Genomic DNA, 19,550 nt, shown 5'->3' with positions numbered 1-19,550 from the left:
ATACTTTTATCTGAATATACGATATCAACACGACTTCTAAGAGCTTCAATAACAGCTTTTGGTTCAGCGATAGGAGGTAGTGCTTCAATAAATGGATTATCGTTGTATCGAGGTATATCCGTTTTTCTATAGTCTGCTGTAACAGTGTTTGACGATAGCATATCATTCATCCTCAAATAACAATGATGTATAAATCGGATTGCTTAGTGCCAGATCTTCATCAGATGGGGAATTTGGAGAGTCATCTTTGATTACTTTCAAATGAGTCTTGTTTTTAATGTGATGAGATTGTTTTTGATGATGGCGTTCTGAAGCTTTTTCTGTATCTCGATTACTTCTAATTTTTGAGATTCGGGAGTTCTTAGATTCATTACTGTTATTCTTTTTCATTTCAGACTCTTTTAAAATAGCCTGTATTTCATCTTCTAAGTCTGTTAAAGCAATACTGCTTTTTATTTCTTGTTTTGCATTAGCTACTTTTTGTATCTTTTGAACCTGCCATACCTCCCACCAACTACAGTTTTTGAACTCCCTTGAGCGATCGGCAAGTGTTCCAATCCAGTAATTAAGACTATTATCCTCATAAAAAATATAAATTTTTGAGGCGTCAATTAAATCATATGCTACCTGAATAGATCTAGGTCTATTAACAGTACCTTTGCGATGTAGCCAGCCATGTTGCATGATCTCGGAGCATGTATAGTAAACACCAAACAACTTTATACCTAAGTTCGAGATAGTTGCTGTATGTCGTGGTAATAAGGCTACATGAATGCTATCTGCATCGACAGCTCTTAATTGACCAGTTCTATTTTGCAATCCCCAGTTCCATATTTCAATTGGTATAAGCGGCATATCTGGAGGCATATCTGCCTCTCTATCATAGCTAGCTAAGAGATGATGGTTATTATGCATGAGTATTGAATTTATGATGATTTTAGTGAAATCTGTAATAGTTAAAGTGGCATCTATGCGATAGTCGTGTCCACCTCTTCGTACTTCTTTTATACCCTGTACTACTCCCATTTTGGTCGTATGAGGTTTAAATTTTGCTTGAATAGTATTGAAGTATCTTTCGACGATACCCTTCAAATCACCTCGATAAGCGGGCGTATTTTCAATTCTTACTGAAAAGCTCTTCTCAAGCGTTTCAATTTGAGAGCCTAGTAACTCTCCTCTATCGGCAAGTATCGATTCAGGTAAGCCGATGCATGGCCAATCCTCTGAAGAAATATCTATACCAAACTTTTTGCATATATCTGTTTTATCACAGACGGCTGTTTTTATTGCTTGTACGCTTGTTACATAGGATGGGTTTTCAAATCCTATATAAAAACCTGTCACCATTCTGGAAAACACATCTGCTATCAAATAGATAATTGGTCTACCAACGATGCTAGCTCTATCAGAGTCAGATAATAGATAAATGTCTGCTATGGTTGCATCAATTTCATACTTTGAACCAGGGCCTAGAATATGCGTATTTACTGTTGAGTGTAGCGGGCGTATGTCTTTATTAAATATCTTATTATTAGTGCGGCTTCTGAGCTTTTCTAATGTACTAAAATTAGTATCGTAATGATATTTAAATTGCCAGATAGTAGGGATTTCTGTGTCATTAATTTGAGGATATTTAGAACGATAAATTGATTGAAACTTACGATATGCATAGCCTATCGTATGCTTACTCTGGTTTAGTAAATGACGATTAATGACTAAATTAAATAACCTTGCAATTTCATCAGTTATTATCATACCTTTGCCATCGCTATAAATACGAGGTCGGCCAAGCTTCTTCTTTATTTGACGTTCCTTGCCATCTTTACGCTTATTTGTGCGCACAGGCAGTAGAGCATTAGGAGTTTGTCCTCTCTGCCAATAATTCCTTAGTAAGCGATATAAAGTTTGTTTAGTAGTTTTATTTTGAGCTAAGACATCATTAATTAATGGGCCTCTAACGTTTGCCTCATAGTGATCTGGGTCTAATATTATGGGAGATATTAATGCATAATTATTATCTCGCTTAATTGCTCGTGATGAGGCGCTAGGTTCATTAGTCAGACGTAAATTCTCATAAGGATCTTGGGTCAGTGTACAAGCCTCATCTTCAATGAGTACATTCAAGCTTAATCGGTCTATAAACTCTGGCATAGCGGATTTGTCATCAATATTAATCCAAATATATCCAGATGTTATTTCACTCAATAACCTGAATTTCGTTTGCTTATAGTCATAAACATCATTGATTCGAAGCATGTTTGAGCTCCTTGTCTATGTAATTAGAATAAACCTTATCTACTATGGATAGTTCAGCACAAACGATCTTTCGGTAATCTTTTCGTATATCAAAGCTGATATAACCGTGGGCTATTAAATTCTTTAGTTTGCTTAATGCTGTACCAAGAGGGTGGTCGTAAGCAGAGTCAATTTTCTTACAAAAATCTATGATTTTTAGAGTAGGGCTCTCAATAATCTGTTCTGAATAGAAAGTAAAATCGTTTTCTTCAATAGTAATCAGATAAGTATTCTTAGAGGGATACAACCATTTTATATTGTCAGTTACAGCTCTAGGAATGTCTTTTTCAGTAATGATTTTGAAATCCACATCTTTTTGTTCCCAGTATCTGCGTTCTAATTCTAACTTTTCTATAGTCCTATTATCATCTAAATGATTGCTATATTTAGCTTGGAGCGCTAATTGAGACGTTACTGATTTAATGTTTTTAGATATGACGTAGAAGTCAGTAGTCATTGTTTTGAGCTCACCTTTTTGAGATGGATGCTTAATTCCTACATCATCGGCAATTTGCTTAGTTATATTGATATCTAAAGGGAACTGCTCTTGTATATCTTCAACATTGCCATGCCACTCAAAAATTAAGAATACTGCAAGCTCAAGATCAGAGAGAAGGTGATGTGTTCGTTTGGTCTTATGACCAAAGACACGGTGAGATCTTCCAAGTGAGGATATATCAGCTACTTTGACAAATGGTTGATAGTCTTTTGAAGACTTAGTTGTTATGGAGCTTTTTCTATTTTTGTTATTCACAAAAAAATCCTTTGTCATCTCGTTAATACAAGATAGCAAAGGATTAATCATCATACAATAGTATGATAGGTAATTACTCAGTATGATAAGTAATTACTCAGTATGATAAGTAATTACTTGGTATGATAGGTAATTACTCAATGACAACTTCATTAAAATCAATTACTTAAATTATTCGACAGTTACCGATTTTGCAAGATTACGTGGTTGGTCAACGTCTGTACCGCGCAACACGGCCACATGGTATGACAACAACTGTACAGGGACACTATAGATAATAGGAGCCAATATCTCACAGACATCAGGTACATGGACTACGTGCAAACGATCTTCTGCGACCATCTGACTGGACTCACTAGCAAATACAAATAACTCCCCGTGACGTGCATGCACTTCTTGCATGTTGGCTTTAAGCTTATCAAACATACTGTCTTTAGGGGCAAGGACGACGATTGGCATGTCTTTGTCTACCAATGCCAATGGCCCATGTTTGAGCTCACCTGCCGCATAGCCTTCTGCATGAATATAAGAGATTTCTTTGAGTTTTAACGCGCCTTCTAGAGCAATAGGAAATTGCAAGCCACGACCTAGGAATAAACAGCTTTTCTTGTCTTCAAAGTGCTCACTCATGGTCTTGATAGGTGCATCAAGATTTAAGCTGTTATACAGCTGACCCGGCAACTGGTGTAGCTCGCCAATCAATGTGCTCAAGCGCTCTTCAGACATACGCTGTTGAACAGCACCCACTTTTAATACCAGTAACATGAGAGCGACAAGCTGAGTCGTAAAGGCTTTGGTAGAAGCAACCCCAATCTCAGGGCCTGCTAGTGTCGGCAAGAAAATATCAGTCTCGCGTACTAGCGATGAAGTAGGGACATTGCATAATGCCAAGCTGACTAAACCTGTTGGCGACTGCTTTTGCGTATCACGTAGCGCAGATAAAGTATCCGCCGTTTCACCAGATTGAGAAATGCAGATAACTAATGAATGATCGACAACGACTGGATTGCGATAACGGAATTCACTCGCAACCTCAACGGAACAGGGCACACGAATTAGGCTTTCGAACCAATATTTTGCGACCAGACCTGAGTGATAACTGGTACCACAAGCGATGATTTGTACGCTCTTGATACCTTTTAGCTGCGTTTCATGACGTTGCAAAAAGTCATCGCGTAGCTTAACGTTTTCGCCTTTGTCGAGTGCCATCTCAAGCGTACGGGCGACCGCATCTGGCTGCTCATAAATTTCTTTAAGCATGTAATGTTTAAATTCACCTTTATCGGCATTGTGCTGGGCGGCATCAATTTCATGTATCTGACGCTTAACTTCTATACCATCTGCATAGACTTGAATGCTGCTGCGCGTCAACTTAGCGATGTCGCCTTCTTCTAAATACATAAAACGGTTGGTTACTGGAAGCAAAGCCAATTGATCTGAGGCAATAAAATTCTCACCAATACCCACACCAATCACCAGTGGCGAACCTAAACGTACAGTGATGAGTTCATCTGGACAATCGACATGCACGATACCCAAGGCAAACGCACCATGTAATAGCGGAATAATAGTACGAACCGCTTCTAGTAAATCAGGGTTTTGTTTATAAATATCATGAATCAAATGCGCAACGACTTCGGTATCTGTCTGCGAAGTAAATTCATAACCTTTGGCCATGAGTGTTTCTTTAAGCTCAGCATAGTTTTCGACAATACCATTATGCACGACAGCAATCTTGCCTGAAACGTGTGGATGCGCGTTACGCTGTGCAGGTTCGCCATGCGTGGCCCAGCGTGTATGAGCGATACCAGTATGACCATCAAAAAACTCTGGATTGATGGCGACCGCATCGACCAGCGCTTGAACCTTGCCGACTTGGCGCTCGCGATGCAACGCACCATCGCGAATGACGGTTAAGCCAGCAGAATCATAACCTCTGTACTCTAGACGTTTGAGACCTTCAAGTAAGATATTGGCAATATTACGCTCAGCAACTGCCCCTACAATTCCGCACATGGCTATTCCTTAAATTTAATGTGTAATATACGTTGATGACTCAATCAATAAATCGTATGAGTGAGTGTTAACAAAATAATTAATTTATAAAAACGATGAAGCAGCACCACAAAAATTGCCGTACTGCTTAATTTTTTTAAAGGTATGACGGTTATCCATATCACTTTTAATGATTCAATTATTTTTTAATGGGTCTTTGAAAGTTCTCTTTTTGCGTTTGCCGTGCGCGTCCGAACGCTAATGCTTTATCGTCAACATTTTTGGTAATCACGGAACCTGCTGCCACATTAGCGGTATCACCTATGGTTACGGGCGCGACCAAACTGGCATTGGAACCGATGAAAGCATTGTCTTTAATAATGGTTTGTGATTTATTGACGCCATCATAATTGCAAGTGATCACGCCTGCACCAACATTGACATCTGTACCGATGATAGCATCACCAATGTAGCTGAGATGGTTGACTTTGCTACCGTGACCGATGGTGGATTTTTTGATTTCCACAAAGTTGCCAATACGGCTGTTACTGGCCAAACGGGTGTCAGGACGCAGATTTACAAATGGGCCGATGGTCACGCCAGCTTCAATCTGAGTCTGATCAATGACACAATATGGCTTTAGATGGCACGCATTGCCGATACTGGTGCTCTTGATCACGCAGCCCGCTTCGATATAGACATTGTCACCCAAGGTGCAGTCACCTTCAAAGACCACATTAACGTCAATAAACACATCTTGTCCTGCGGTCAACGTACCACGAATATCAACACGGGTCGGATCAGCAAACTGTACGCCTGCTTCTTGCAGGTCAGCGACCAGCTTACCTTGCCATGTGCGCTCTAAGCTGGCCAACTGCTGACGGTTATTGACGCCTTCAATTTCAAAAGTATGTTCAGGTTCAATCGCAGCAATGGTAATGCCATCAGCGACTGCCATTTTGACAATATCTGTCAGGTAATATTCTTGCTGAGCGTTGTCATTAGACAGCTCAGGCAGATATTTATGCAAAAGGGCATTATCGACGCAGTAGATACCACTGTTGATCTCTTTGATACTTTGCTCATCGGTATTGGCATCTTTTTGCTCAACAATGGCGGTGATGTTACCCGCTTGGTCACGTTTAATACGGCCTAGCCCAAAGGGATTATCGACCGTCAAAGTAAGCATAGACATGCCGTCAGTGTTTGCCGTTTTTAATGCGGCTAACGTTTGACAGCTCACCAATGGCACATCGCCATAAAGAATAAGACTTTGTCCTTCTTTTGGTAAATCAGACAGGGTCACTTTGACCGCATGTCCAGTTCCTAGCTGTTCCGTTTGCGCAACCCAAGTGATTGAGGACTGCGCATACTGATCGGTAATTTCTGATTGCACTTGCTCACCGCCAAAGCCATGAACGATGATGGTTTCATCAACAGTCAACTGATGGCAAGTGTCTAAGACATGAGCGAGTAGTGATTTACCAGCCAGCGTTTGCAGCACTTTTGGCTTAGCCGACTGCATACGCGTGCCTTTACCGGCAGCTAGAATAATTACAGAAAGAGGAGATGTCATAATGGCTCTTATAGTATAGGTGTAACAAAATATAAGATTCGATTATAACGTAAATATTGATTTAAGAAAAACGACATGACGTGCAAGCTTTGTAACTTAAGGTTATATAATAAGTCATATAAAAAAGGCTTACTGTGCATATGATTATAGCAACATACCCATCATTACAATCATCCATACTGCTGCTGCCATCACACCAGCAATAATATCATCTAGCATAATACCCAAACCGCCAGCGACTTTTTTATCTGCCCAGCCAATTGGTGGTGGCTTAATAATGTCAAAAAAGCGAAATAAGACAAAAGCGATGATAAGTGCAATGATAGACAAGCTTTGGGATATGTCTTGCCAAAAACTGGTAGCAGAGACACCCATATAAGAAAATGGCAGTAACGTAATCCAGATACCCGACCATTCATCCCAAACGATATGGGGGTCATCGTGACCTTGCATCAGCTCAGAGGTACGACCACATATCCAAATACCCAAAAAGCAGGACAAAACAGTAATAAGCAAAAACGGCACAAAACCTAAGCTCATTAAGGGTATCGCAATGATTAAACCACCAACTGTCCCCCATGTACCGGGCGCACGGCGAGGCAGGCCACTACCTAAACCAAGACCAAGCCAATAAACCGCACGATCAAGCAGACTGGCATTTGTTGGTAAAGGTGGGCAGTCATTAGCTTTACTAATATCAGGCTTGGAGAGATTATGATCGGTCATAGGTTAACCTGTAAAATGTTGGTAACCAGTCAGCTTGGGCCATTTAGGAAATGGTGCAGGATGTGTCTGAGTTACTGGCTGTCCTTGATAATCAAGCTCAGGATATAAATGCGCGGCACTATTTATATGGTTTTCTATATGATTTTTTGGTTTGTCTGCTAACGCGATGACTTCACCAATGTAGGTGACAGGCGTGTTGCTGGCAGGCGGCGCGATATGAGCGGGTAAAGTAAAAGCCAGCTCGTAATCATCCCCACCAGCCAATTGACACAATAAGCGCTCAGATAAATCAACGGTTGCTAACGATGCGCTAGTCGGCAGCTGATCTAGATGTAAGCGCATGCTAACAGCGCTTTGTTGGCAAATATGCCCAAGGTCCTGGTAAAGACCATCAGAGATATCAATCATTGCTGTTGCACCAACTTTTGCCAAGGCGGCACCCAACGCAATACGAGGGGTAGGCATATGTAGCCGATGTGCCAGTTCTACACCTTGAATACTTTTAGGATGTTGCAAGGCATAACTGGCATCACCAAGTGACCCTGACACATAGACTTTGTCGCCAACCTGTGCCCCTGAGCGGTAAACGGCTGGCGTGCCTACAGCAAGTAACCCTTGCGCGCTGACACTCAGCACCAAACTATCGCTGCGCGTGGTATCACCGCCAATCAGCGTTACACCAAACAGTTGGCAGGCATGAAACAAACCTTTGGCAAACTCACTTAACCATTGCTCATTTGCTAAGCGCTCAGGTAATGCCAACGCCAATAAAATACTGTGCGGTGTCGCACCCATGGCAGCAATGTCTGAGACGTTGACGGCGACCGCCTTATAACCAATGGCAAATGCCAGCGTGTTTACTTGATTCCAGTCAGCGCTAAAGTGTCGCCCTTGAACGAGCGTATCAATACAGCTCACTAAGCGCGAACCTGTAGGCAACGCCATCACCGCGGCATCATCACCAATGCCTTTTTCGACATCATCTAATGATAGTTGTGCCGATTGCATCTGTGAAAATATACGCTCAATCAGCTCAAATTCATTCATGGCTAGTCTTGATTATTTGCGTCGATAACGCTGTCTTTTTCAACCGTATTTTGAGCCGCGTCTCTTTTACTGGCCTTAAAATCACTAATATTGGCGCTGGCTTTACTAGCGCTATTGCGTTTGACTGTGGCATTGTTGGCACTGATACGGGGTTTGTTAGAAGCGGTGGGCGTGTCATCGATATCAGTTTCAATGGCTTCTATAGCCGCTTTCTCATTGTTATCAACTGGTTTGGCTTCAGGCTGTTTGGCGACTGCTTTTTGTGAGGTACGTAAGTTGGCTTTGGTGTCTGATTCTACTTCAATCGCACGTATGTCAACGGCCATTTTATCGAGTACCGCATTGATCAATTTATGGGCGTCAGTCGCTCCAAAATGATTGTTCAATTTCATCGCCTCATCAAGCACGACTTTATAAGGAATCTCTAAGCGATTCTGTAGCTCATAAGCACCGATCAGCAAAATAGCGTGCTCGACGGTATCTAGCTTATCAATGTCGCGATCTAGATGCTGGCTGATAAGGGTATCTAGCGCCTCAATCTGCTCTGGGATATCGCGCATCATTTCATGATAATAACCGATGTGTACGGTGTGCATGGCATTGGTGGCGCGGGTACGGGCAGCGATATCATGCGGGGCATTGGCTTTCCAGCCAAGCTTGCCATCCACATCAAAGCGGCGGTCAGTGACGAGCCATTCGTATAAGCCTTGCATGGCAAAGCGTCGCGCTTTACGGATAGCGGTGTGACTGGTCTTATAAGAAGACTCACTCATATCGAAGGTTTGATCACCCGCACTACTGCTCGCTATACGGGTAGCTTCAGCTTGTGGATCGTTGGCTTGTGCGGTTTTCGCAGCGCTAATCGCGCGCTTGAGTTGGTCAGTCATAGGGGGTCTGTACCTAAATTTTTGAGATAATACCCGGTCACAACATCAATCAGCAAAGTGTACTTTTTAAACACATCAAGACGAAATATTTTCAGCACTTATGCGTGTGTGTTTCGCTGATTCAGAGGTGTGACAGGTATAGAAATACGGCGAAAATTCAAAAAATTGCCAATTATTTTGATAGCTGGCTAATGCTATTAGGTGCTGTTATTACTAAATAGCAGCAACCGTTTAACCAGTACGTTTAAATTTTAAAGCTTAAGCGTCTTCGCTATCATCATCAATGTCTAGCTGTGATAGCACAGCGATCATCTCAAGCACAACCATGGCCGCTTCAGAGCCTTTGTTACCCGCTTTGGTGCCAGCACGTTCGATGGCTTGCTCGATGCTGTCAGTCGTCAATACGCCATTTGCTACTGGAATATTATAATCAATCGCCACACTGCTTAAGCCTTTGGCAGACTCGCTCGCGACAAAGTCAAAATGCGGCGTGCTACCACGAATAATAGCGCCTAAAGCAATAATAGCATCAAAGCGATCAGACTCAGCGGCACGCTGGGCAACCAATGGCAGCTCAAAAGCACCAGGTACGCGGATAACGGTAATATTGCTACCCAAGACACCATGACGGAGCAGCGCATCAATCGCGCCATCAACCAATGATTCAACGACGAATCCATTAAAACGACCAACCACGATACCGATACGGGCATCAGCGTTTTGATGTAAATTACCATCGATATGAGTCACGTCATTGCGTTGTTGTTGTAAATTCGACATAAAAAATCCTTTGCGTAATGGGCGTTTAATGGAGATGTAGGAGTAAATAACAGGCTAAATATAGTAATAGTTTCAAACAACTTATTTGATGATCTAGCAATCACACGATTGGGTCGTTAAATGAACGAAAATAAATGGTTAGCACTATAATAACATTTTTTCTAATTTATTGGCATTTTACGAGTGTGTTACAAACGCATTGGTATCCCTTGTTCTGCCATATATTTTTTGGCCTCCAAAACGGTATACTCGCCAAAGTGAAAAATGCTGGCCGCAAGCACCGCATCCACGCCGCCTTCTAATACCCCTTCCGCCAAATGTTGCAAATTACCAACGCCACCTGAGGCAATAACAGGTACATTGACGTGGCTGGTAATTTGCTTCATAAGTGCCAAATCATAGCCTTTTTTGGTACCATCACCATCCATCGAGGTGACCAATAATTCGCCAGCGCCCAGCTCCGCCATCTTGCTTGCCCAAGCAACGGCATCAATACCTGTGGGTTTGCGCCCGCCATGAGTGAAAATCTCCCAGCGTGGTACGATGATGCCATCGACAGTCACATCAGCGACCCGCTTGGCATCGATTGCAACGACGATACATTGATTGCCAAATTTTTGTGCGGCTTCTCCAACAAATTCAGGCGTAAATACGGCTGCTGAGTTAATCGCCACTTTGTCCGCGCCAGCATTGAGCAAATTACGGATATCGGCGATTTTACGCACACCGCCGCCGACGGTTAGTGGTACAAAAACAGTTTCTGCCATACGTTCTACGGTATGATAAGTGGTGTCGCGCTCATCATTGGTGGCGGTAATGTCCAAAAAGGTAATCTCATCCGCGCCTTGCTCGTTGTAGCGTTTTGCCACTTCGACGGGGTCGCCTGCGTCTTTAATATCGACAAATTGCACGCCCTTGACCACGCGGCCATTGTCAACGTCCAAACAAGGAATGATACGCTTTGCTAACATAGGGTCTTTCACCTTATAATCAATTCACTCAATGCGCTAGTCTAGCAAAATCACTGCCATCTCAGGCAGGTTTTCGCAAGATTATTACGCTTTTCACCACAGTTCGCTCATGCGCGGTACAATTGCTGTCATTACCGTCTAAATGTGCCCTATTTAACTTCTTATTCAATTGCCAAAAGTGAGATGTCATGTCTGTCTATACCCAGTTAACCGATGACCAATTTGCCGCCTTTTGCCAAAGCTTTGGCGTGTCGTTTGCGCGTGCCATTCCTATTACGCAAGGTATCAAAAACTCTAATTGGTTCATTCAGACGACTGATGACACAGATGGCGCACCCTCTTATGTGTTTACATTATTTGAAGAGCGTCCCCCTGCTGATATCGAAAAAATGGCCGTTATTCTCAATCAATTAGATGGCAAGCTGCCAGTTGCTGCACCATTGGCTGTTATTGAGTCAGAGGCTGCTAGAACGGATAACGATAAACGCTACGTTATCCATTATGAAGACAAGGCCATTACGCTGGTGCCTTGCCTCGCAGGCGCGCACCCAGAGCAAACCACGCAAGCGATGTGTCATGAGATTGGCGCAGCGCTAGCATTACTGCACGAGACGTTGCAAGCGCTGCAACCGAGCGAGCAATATGGCGTGCCTTTATATCCATGGAGCGATGTGCGTGATCGTGAAAGTCAGTTTATGCCAAGTGATGAAGCCAAATTGATGAGGGATATTTGGCATGCGTATACACAATTGCCACTAGCGACTCTGCCAAAAGGCTTGTGTCATCTAGATATGTTTGCAGATAATACCTTATGGAACTTATCATTAAATAATAGCCAAAAAGGCGAGGCACGTCTGACAGGTCTATTGGACTTTACTGAAGTAAGTGCCGAGCATTATGTAATGGATATTGCCATTACCATTAATGATTTTTGTACCACATGGGGCGATGCCGAACAAGGCGAGTCGGTGAACTTTGACCGCAGTAAAATGGCCGCTTTTTTACAAGGCTATGAGTCTAAGCGCCCGCTTGGCGCTGACGAAAAACGCGCCTTGCCAGTGATGCTCGCCAAAGCGGCAGTAATTTTTTGGTTATTACGCTTAAACGTCATTCACTACAACCGTACCGAAGGGCGCACGGGTGACAATATCATGGTCAAAAACCCTGACTTGATGAAACGCTTGTCCGCTTATCATTGGTCACACGTCGAAAAAGCGCAAAATACGGTTTTTGTACTGTTAAATACTCACTCAAATACTGATCAAAACAATCAAATAGTTGGTGTTTTTAGCAGCATTACTCAAGCTGAGCAAGCGCGTGAGCAGTTAATACGTGACCAATTAACGCCTGATCAATTAAGCAACCACAGCCATTTTTTAATCAAAGAATATACGCTAGATCAATTGCTGTAACTATGGCTGATTCATTTACTCTTATATCCAAACTATAAAGGCGCTCCCATGACCGATCAAGTTGATAACTGGCACAAACTGGCACGCTACGATACCAATATGCAAGGCGAGTTGCATGCCAATCTATTGCGTAATAACGGTATTTCTGTCTCCTTGCAACCACTTAGTGCGATGCCGGGTATGAACTCAGGGATTGTACTGTGGATACAAGATGTTGATTTGGCACAGGCCAAACGTATTTTGGACAGTATCGATACAGATGGCGCAACAGCGCCTTACGAGATGTTTGATGAATCGACAGAACCTACATTTATCCCTAAAAAAGACGACCATAACGGCGGTACTCTATAAATGTGTCAACTCTTAGGAATGAACAGTAATACCCCAACCGATATCGGTTTTAGTTTTGCCGGTTTTCGCAAGCGTGGCGGCATGACGGACAGTCATGAAGATGGCTTTGGCATTGCGTTTTTTGAGCGTAGCGAATGCGCTAATAATGACAAAATCAACGACGAGACGGCAAATGCCTCCACGGGACTGCGTTTGTTTCATGACAATCGCCCCAGCCACCTATCACCAGTCGCTGACTTGGTCAATAACTATCCCATCAAAGCCATGAATGTCATTGCGCACATTCGCAAGGCTACTCAAGGGCAGAACTGCTTGGCAAACACGCATCCGTTTGTCCGTGAAGTGTGGGGCGAGCAGTGGGTATTTGCACACAACGGCCAGATGAATAGTGAATTTATCAAACGCTGTCAGCGCCTACAAGACAACGGCAATGCGTCACACTGCCAGCCAGTTGGCAACACCGACTCTGAAATGGCATTTTGCTATTTGGTGAATCGCCTAAAGAGCAGCTTTAAAACTCGCCCTGATGACAAAACGCTATTTAATTTTTTGACCACGCAATGTCGCTATCTGTCTGCGAACGGTTTGTTTAATTGCTTGATATCGAATGGCAAGTGGCAAATGGCTTATGCGGGCAGTTTGCTATTTTATCTCACGCGCCAAGCACCGTTTGGTGAAGCAAAATTGGCAGATGATGATCTAGCGATTAACTTTGGCGATGTCACTACCGATAAAGACAAAGTGACTATTTTAGTGACTGTACCACTCACTGAAAATGAAAAATGGCAGCAATTGGCCGTCAATGAATGTTTGATATTTCAAGATGGTGACGTCATTTATAAAGACAGCCCAAGCCAGCGCAAATTCTTGACAGTTGAGGAAGGCATTGCGATTGCACGAGCGGTTGGGGCGAGTGTTTAGGACTATATTTGCTCAGAACGTTTCAATTTAGATGGTGGGAGTTGAATAATGGTGTCGATTCAGCATATATATTTTGGCGACCATCAAAGTTTTGATGATTTTGAGTTTGAAAGTATTGACTATTTTGTCCTGACGGTAAACCTGTTATTAGGTAACGAACAGGGAAGTAATATTTTTTACTTCGATGTCACTAATGATTATCGCCCTAGCTCTGATCGTATTATGATTAAAAACTATGATATTTACTTTCGAAAAAAAGCAATATTTGTGATGAAATCTTTTGATAAATATATTTTACTGAATTTTATTAACGCTTTGATTGAAGAGAAAAGTATTGATAAAACTGAAAGTGAGATACCTCATTCCTTATCAAATTATTTCTATTGGGAGTTTGATAACTATGTTCCTTAAAAAGTTAAATGATTTTTAAATCACATAGTAAAAGTTAGAGCAGCAGTATTAACCCAAATAGATCCCACAACACCGCTTAAACTTCTCACCCGACCCACAAATACAGGGCTGCTTTTGCGTGACCGTCATCGCCACTGTTGGATCTAAAAAGTACCAACGCGCGTCATTATTTGCTTTGCCTGTCACCTTTATAAAGGCAGACAGCTCGTGATGCGCCTGTAATTTTTCTTTTAAGCTATTCTCCGCATCATCAACGACATTATAATAAGCCTTAAACTCAACCTGCGCATGGCGTTTACCCAGCTTTGGCGTATGCTGCACGATTTCCAATCCTACCCAATTTGTCTCTTTTGCCCAATTCTCAATCGCATTAATATCGAGCAAGCTTTGTTGCGCGGGTAGCGTGGTCTTGACGATATACTCTGGTTTGACCAAAACAAAGGCACTATAGCGCGTGCGCATCAGTCGTTCGGCAGTCTCCGCTCTTGCGCCAACTACTTTTTCAATGCCTTCATTACCAAGACCATCATGATAAGGCTGACAGCAATCTTTATAAAGTAGCGGTGAGCTTATAGCGCCTGCTGACGGATGGATTTGGCAAGGGCAGATTTGTGTAAGAGATGGCATGTTTTACTCTAATAATCGTGTGATTTTCATGGTTTTATATAGGTTAACGCAGTAAATTTTTTATCACTTCTGGCAACAAATCTACTTTTAATTGTGCCCATGCTGCTGGATCGCTCAGTTGCTGCCAAAACAAATCAAAGGGTGGCGACAGGTATATCAGCATCGCCAGCAGCGTGTATAGTAATAGATACCACCATTTGTCTTTGGGTTGATAGAACTTCATCGCGGTGCCCGATGAGCGTTTCATTTTCATGTTCGACAAATTAACGCTATACAGCTCGTCCAACGCCAAATGCACCATCGCGCCGCCAAATAAAAACAAACCATAGAACCAACTGGCAGTCAGTGGTAGCTGTAATCCGTAATAGCTTAAGCAGGTTAGCCCCAGTCCCAATATCGCCATATAAGGGACGGAATGAATGACGCCGCGATGGACAGTCATGGTGGTAAAAATAGAAAAAACCACATATCGCATAAAGCCGTAGCCCGCCAGCCATAACGCCATCAGTGCCAGTAAGCTCAGCTCACTGCGCCAATGCATCACCAAACCAAAGGCAAATATAAAAGACGTAATATTAAAGCCAAGCTTAATCGGTGTTGAGTTGTCAGAATCCAAATCAGGCAAGAGCCCGCCAATGGTGCCAAGCGCTACGCACATCAAAAATCCCGAATCGTCAATCAATCCCGCTTTATAAACCGTTAAACTGAGCGCACCACTGACCATGAAAGCGACATTTAAGTGGGTGTTAAAATTTGCCATAAAAACTCATCAATAAATAGCGCGCGAAACGATTGTTTCGAGCCGCTTGTCTAGCAGTAAAAAAGCGCACCATCATACCATAGACCGATCATACGTCTAACACAGCCGCCCACTTTTAAAGTGAAGACAGATACTGCCAAGATAAATTTTGGCAGTATCTGTCTTTAATAGCATAATAAGCAAGAAAAATTATCCTAGGTCGTGTCCTGATTTAGAAAGTGGTCACAAAGCTGAGAAGAGATTAGGAACGTATAAATAGTCCACTAAACCCTTGTTGCGTTTACGATTATGCCACGATTCGACAACGTCTAGGCGTTAACAAAGTGCCGTATGTTTGTTATGGTAAAAGAGTATTATTGTTAAGCATAAAAGAGATGTTTATCTATTTTGTGAACTAGAATCGTTCTCTCTTTATTGTCCACATTTCGATCTCACGGCTTTAAATGATGACTGTGAATAAAACCCGCTAAGTTTAATAAAACTGTTACTTTGAATAAAACAGTTATTTTTAATACAAATGATGACTGTTATAAGAAAGGAATCAACCCGCTGTATAGCCACCAATCATCAGCATAAACGCACAAGCGTCTGTGTTCAAAATCTATAACAACGATAAGGAAGCTACCATGAGTGATATTTTCGATGTAAAAGACACTATTTCGGTCGATGGCAAGGAACATGCCTATTATAGTTTGCCAAAGCTGACTCAAACCTACGGAAACATTAGTAAATTGCCGTTTTGCATGAAAATCGTACTAGAAAATCTATTGCGTAATGAAGATGGTGGTCAGTCGGTCGGTGAAAACCATATCGAAGCGGTTGCCAATTGGGACGCAGGTGCCGAAGCGTCAAAAGAAATTGCCTTTATGCCAGCCCGTGTTGTCTTACAAGATTTCACTGGTGTGCCCTCTGTTGTGGATTTGGCCGCGATGCGCGATGCGGTGGTTGAGCTTGGCGGTAAAGCGGAGCAAATCAACCCGTTTATCCCTAGCGAGCTGGTCGTCGATCATTCCGTACAAGTAGATGCTTATGGCCGTGAAGATGCGCTCGATCTGAACGAGAAAATCGAATTTAAGCGTAACAATGAGCGTTATGAGTTCTTGCATTGGGGTCGCAATGCTTTTGAAAATTTCGTGGTCGTACCACCAGCGACTGGCATTGTGCATCAGGTCAACCTTGAGTATTTGGCAAGGGTGGTCATGGCGGCAGAAGTAGAAGGCGAGCTGACCGCGTATCCTGATACCGTGTTTGGTACGGACAGTCACACTACGATGATTAATGGTATTGGCGTCCTTGGTTGGGGTGTGGGCGGAATTGAAGCGGAAGCGGCAATGCTCGGTCAACCGTCGTCAATGCTCATTCCACAAGTGGTTGGTTTTGAGTTAAAGGGTAAGCTCACTGAAGGTGTTACCGCAACGGATTTGGTATTGCGCGTGGTTGAGATGCTACGTGCGCATGGTGTGGTTGGCAAATTCGTCGAATTTTATGGTGAAGGTTTACACAGTATGCCGCTGGCTGATCGCGCCACTATTGCCAATATGTCACCAGAATATGGGGCAACTTGTGGTATTTTCCCCATTGACCAGATGGCGATTGATTATCTGCGTCTATCAGGCCGTGACGAAGCACAGATTGAACTGGTCGAAAAGTATGCTAAGGCGCAAGGACTATGGCATGATGCCGACACGCCAGCGGCGACTTATTCGAGCAAGCTAGAGCTTGATTTGTCCTCAGTACAACCAGCACTTGCCGGCCCTAACTTGCCACAACAGCGTATCAACTTGTCTGATATGCACGAGAAATTTGGCGAAACATTAGAAAAAATGAACAAAGACCGCAAGTCAGAAGTCGAAGGCAAAATCCGTTTTGATCAAGAAGGCGGTGAGCAAGAACAAGCCGAACACTTGGCCGCAAAACCAAAAATTGATGACAGCCAAGATGATGGCTATCAGCCTGCAAATGGGGTTTTCTCTACCGTCAGCATCGATGAGAAAGACCATAAATTACGTGATGGTTCGGTCGTGATTGCCGCTATTACCTCTTGTACCAATACCTCAAACCCAGCAGTCATGATTGGGGCAGGTCTGGTTGCCAAAAAAGCTGCAGCAAAAGGCCTCAAAGCCAAGCCGTGGGTCAAAACCTCACTCGCGCCTGGCTCTAAAGTTGTGACTGATTATCTAGAAAAAACCAAACTGATGGATGAACTAGAAAAAACGGGCTTTTACTTAGTGGGTTATGGCTGTACCACTTGTATCGGTAACTCAGGGCCACTGCTAGAAAGCATTGAAAAAGGTATCGAAGAGAATGATCTAGTCGCCGCTGCGGTACTGTCCGGTAATCGTAACTTCGAAGGCCGTATTCACTCACATGTCAAAGCCAGTTACTTAGCGTCACCGCCGTTGGTTGTCGCCTACGCCTTGGCTGGTACGGTCGATATTGATATGACCACCCATCCGCTAGGTCAAGATCAAGACGGCAATGATGTATTCCTAAAAGACATATGGCCAACCTCAGAAGAGATTAATGAGTTGATTGCTAACAACATCGATGCGGATATGTTCCGCAAAAACTACGGCGAAGTGTTCGACGGTAGTGCCGCATGGAACGCGATTAGCTCAGCGGATAGCCAACTGTATCCATGGGATGAAGAGTCAACATATATCAAAAACCCACCATTCTTTGATGGGATGACCATGGAGCCAGAAGGTATCCTTGATATCGAAGGCGCGCGTATTTTAGGTTTGTTTGGTGACTCAATCACCACCGATCATATCTCACCAGCGGGTAATATCGATCCTAACTCACCAGCAGGTAAGTACTTGCAAGAGCGCGGTGTGATGGAAGCCGACTTTAACAGCTATGGCTCACGCCGTGGTAACGATGCGGTCATGACTCGCGGCACCTTTGCCAATATCCGTATCAAAAACACCATGATGAATGGTAAAGAGGGTGGCTATACCTATTACTTCCAAGGTGACACTGCCACGCTCGCAGATGGCGAAGCAATGGCTATCTATGATGCAGCGATGAAGTATAAAGAAGACAAGCGTCCGCTCGTGGTACTTGGCGGCGCAGAGTATGGCTCTGGCTCTAGTCGTGATTGGGCAGCCAAAGGTACGATTTTACTCGGCGTAAAAGCGGTATTGACCAGCTCGTTTGAGCGTATTCACCGCTCGAATCTAGTCGGTATGGGCGTATTACCGTTGACCTTTAAAGATGGTGAAAACGCAGAGACTTATAATTTAGACGGATCTGAGGTGCTTAGCATCACAGGCTTAGATAATGGTGAAAGCCGAGTAGCGACCGTCACTGCCACACGTGCTGATGGCGCAACCGAGAGCTTTGAAGTCAATGTGATGCTACAGACGCCAAAAGAGCGCGAATACGTGCGTCATGGCGGTGTGTTGCATTATGTGCTACGTCAATTGGCAAGCGAGAGTAAAAACGCTGCGTAATCGTTCGTAAGACTTAATATAAAAAAAGCCCAATCTCAGTTAAAATAGGGGATTGGGCTTTGTTATTAAATGAAGAAAGAGGCAACAAGTATCTGAAATTCTATTTCCTTCAATTATCTGAAGTTCTCATTCCAGCTCTCCTTAAATATTTTATTTAAGAATTTTTCTTTATCGATGCTACCGTCATCGCTCAAACAAGTCTTATCGACAAAGAGGTAGCTTGTCCAACTGATATCAGGAGACAATTCATTAATTTCATTTACTATGTTAACTTCACTAATGTCAGAGAAATCTCTCATAATAAGTTTTCGAGCTAAATCTAAAATACGACTTTTTATTTTATACTCATTAGAACTTGGATACTCAGCAATTTTATCAAAAAATTTCTCGTAATTTATACTTCCATCTTCGTTTACATATTCCTCATTCCAGAATATATAATCACTCCAAAATGGATCGGGAGACAGCTTGCTTATTTTATTATCTATGTCTTTTTGCCTTGACTCTGAGGATGTGGTGCTCAGTAACTCTTCAAGTAGTAAAGTGATTTTTTGCTTAGTATCATCATTCATTATTATTTCC

At 42.9% G+C, this 19,550-nt stretch carries 17 protein-coding genes; 5 read left to right on the top strand and 12 right to left on the bottom strand.

Annotated features, from left to right (window positions below):
- Window positions 1-162: 162 nt before the first annotated feature.
- The 9 genes from M917_RS01105 to hisF all read right to left on the bottom strand — a co-directional run bounded on the left by M917_RS01105 (window position 163) and on the right by hisF (window position 11,031).
- Window positions 163-2,256, bottom strand: a complete 2,094-nt coding sequence (locus tag M917_RS01105; RefSeq protein WP_021812904.1) for a Mu transposase C-terminal domain-containing protein — start codon at window positions 2,254-2,256, stop codon at window positions 163-165.
- Window positions 2,240-3,049, bottom strand: a complete 810-nt coding sequence (locus tag M917_RS01100; protein ID WP_021812903.1) for a TnsA endonuclease N-terminal domain-containing protein — start codon at window positions 3,047-3,049, stop codon at window positions 2,240-2,242. Before M917_RS01100 ends, M917_RS01105 begins: the two co-directional genes overlap by 17 nt.
- A 171-nt stretch (window positions 3,050-3,220) precedes the next feature.
- Window positions 3,221-5,065, bottom strand: coding sequence for a glutamine--fructose-6-phosphate transaminase (isomerizing) (gene glmS, locus M917_RS01095; protein ID WP_021812902.1), 1,845 nt, complete (start codon window positions 5,063-5,065; stop codon window positions 3,221-3,223).
- A gap of 178 nt (window positions 5,066-5,243) precedes the next feature.
- Window positions 5,244-6,620: a bifunctional UDP-N-acetylglucosamine diphosphorylase/glucosamine-1-phosphate N-acetyltransferase GlmU gene (gene glmU / locus M917_RS01090; protein WP_040641511.1), complete on the bottom strand. Its 1,377-nt coding sequence runs from the start codon at window positions 6,618-6,620 to the stop codon at window positions 5,244-5,246.
- Window positions 6,621-6,764: 144 nt separating this feature from the next.
- A complete protein-coding gene (locus M917_RS01085) occupies window positions 6,765-7,346 on the bottom strand; it encodes a phosphatidylglycerophosphatase A family protein (protein ID WP_021812900.1) in 582 nt (193 codons plus the stop codon).
- A 3-nt stretch (window positions 7,347-7,349) separates the two neighbouring features.
- On the bottom strand, window positions 7,350-8,393 hold the full coding sequence (thiL, locus tag M917_RS01080; RefSeq protein WP_021812899.1) for a thiamine-phosphate kinase: 1,044 nt from the start codon (window positions 8,391-8,393) through the stop codon (window positions 7,350-7,352).
- 2 nt (window positions 8,394-8,395) lie between these two features.
- Window positions 8,396-9,280, bottom strand: coding sequence for a transcription antitermination factor NusB (gene nusB, locus M917_RS13835; protein WP_021812898.1), 885 nt, complete (start codon window positions 9,278-9,280; stop codon window positions 8,396-8,398).
- A 258-nt stretch (window positions 9,281-9,538) separates the two neighbouring features.
- Window positions 9,539-10,060, bottom strand: coding sequence for a 6,7-dimethyl-8-ribityllumazine synthase (gene ribH / locus M917_RS01070; RefSeq protein WP_021812897.1), 522 nt, complete (start codon window positions 10,058-10,060; stop codon window positions 9,539-9,541).
- A gap of 188 nt (window positions 10,061-10,248) precedes the next feature.
- Window positions 10,249-11,031 carry an imidazole glycerol phosphate synthase subunit HisF gene (gene hisF, locus M917_RS01065; protein WP_021812896.1) on the bottom strand — a complete coding sequence of 261 codons (783 nt, stop codon included), beginning with the start codon at window positions 11,029-11,031 and terminating at the stop codon, window positions 10,249-10,251.
- 188 nt (window positions 11,032-11,219) lie between these two features.
- Between hisF and M917_RS01060 the strand changes: the two genes are divergently transcribed.
- From M917_RS01060 to M917_RS01045, 4 genes are read left to right on the top strand one after another with little or no spacing between them, the layout of a single operon-like run.
- The gene (locus tag M917_RS01060; RefSeq protein WP_021812895.1) at window positions 11,220-12,443 is read left to right on the top strand and encodes a homoserine kinase; all 1,224 of its coding nucleotides are present in this window, start codon (window positions 11,220-11,222) and stop codon (window positions 12,441-12,443) included.
- A gap of 48 nt (window positions 12,444-12,491) precedes the next feature.
- Entirely contained in the window at window positions 12,492-12,794 is a 303-nt protein-coding gene (locus tag M917_RS01055; RefSeq protein WP_021812894.1) for a hypothetical protein, read from the top strand.
- Window positions 12,795-13,715, top strand: coding sequence for a class II glutamine amidotransferase (locus tag M917_RS01050; protein WP_040641509.1), 921 nt, complete (start codon window positions 12,795-12,797; stop codon window positions 13,713-13,715). It begins immediately after the preceding gene.
- 48 nt (window positions 13,716-13,763) lie between these two features.
- Window positions 13,764-14,126: an Imm8 family immunity protein gene (locus tag M917_RS01045; RefSeq protein WP_021812892.1), complete on the top strand. Its 363-nt coding sequence runs from the start codon at window positions 13,764-13,766 to the stop codon at window positions 14,124-14,126.
- A gap of 48 nt (window positions 14,127-14,174) precedes the next feature.
- On the opposite strand, the gene M917_RS01040 is transcribed toward M917_RS01045, so the two are convergent.
- Both M917_RS01040 and M917_RS01035 read right to left on the bottom strand, forming a co-directional pair.
- Window positions 14,175-14,753, bottom strand: coding sequence for a YchJ family protein (locus tag M917_RS01040; RefSeq protein ID WP_021812891.1), 579 nt, complete (start codon window positions 14,751-14,753; stop codon window positions 14,175-14,177).
- Between the two features lie 43 nt (window positions 14,754-14,796).
- Window positions 14,797-15,513, bottom strand: coding sequence for a metal-dependent hydrolase (locus M917_RS01035; RefSeq protein ID WP_021812890.1), 717 nt, complete (start codon window positions 15,511-15,513; stop codon window positions 14,797-14,799).
- Between the two features lie 626 nt (window positions 15,514-16,139).
- On the opposite strand from M917_RS01035, the gene acnA reads away from it, so the two are divergent.
- Window positions 16,140-18,968 (top strand): aconitate hydratase AcnA, encoded by a 2,829-nt coding sequence (acnA, locus tag M917_RS01030; protein WP_021812889.1) that lies wholly within the window; start codon window positions 16,140-16,142, stop codon window positions 18,966-18,968.
- 113 nt (window positions 18,969-19,081) lie between these two features.
- Here acnA and M917_RS14270 read toward each other — a convergent pair whose 3' ends face one another.
- On the bottom strand, window positions 19,082-19,540 hold the full coding sequence (locus M917_RS14270) for a hypothetical protein (protein WP_021812888.1): 459 nt from the start codon (window positions 19,538-19,540) through the stop codon (window positions 19,082-19,084).
- Between the last annotated feature and the right edge of the window lie 10 nt (window positions 19,541-19,550).

It is taken from the genome of Psychrobacter aquaticus CMS 56 (assembly GCF_000471625.1).
GTDB classification, from domain to species: domain Bacteria; phylum Pseudomonadota; class Gammaproteobacteria; order Pseudomonadales; family Moraxellaceae; genus Psychrobacter; species Psychrobacter aquaticus.
This window is presented reverse-complemented; position numbering and strand designations above follow the sequence as displayed.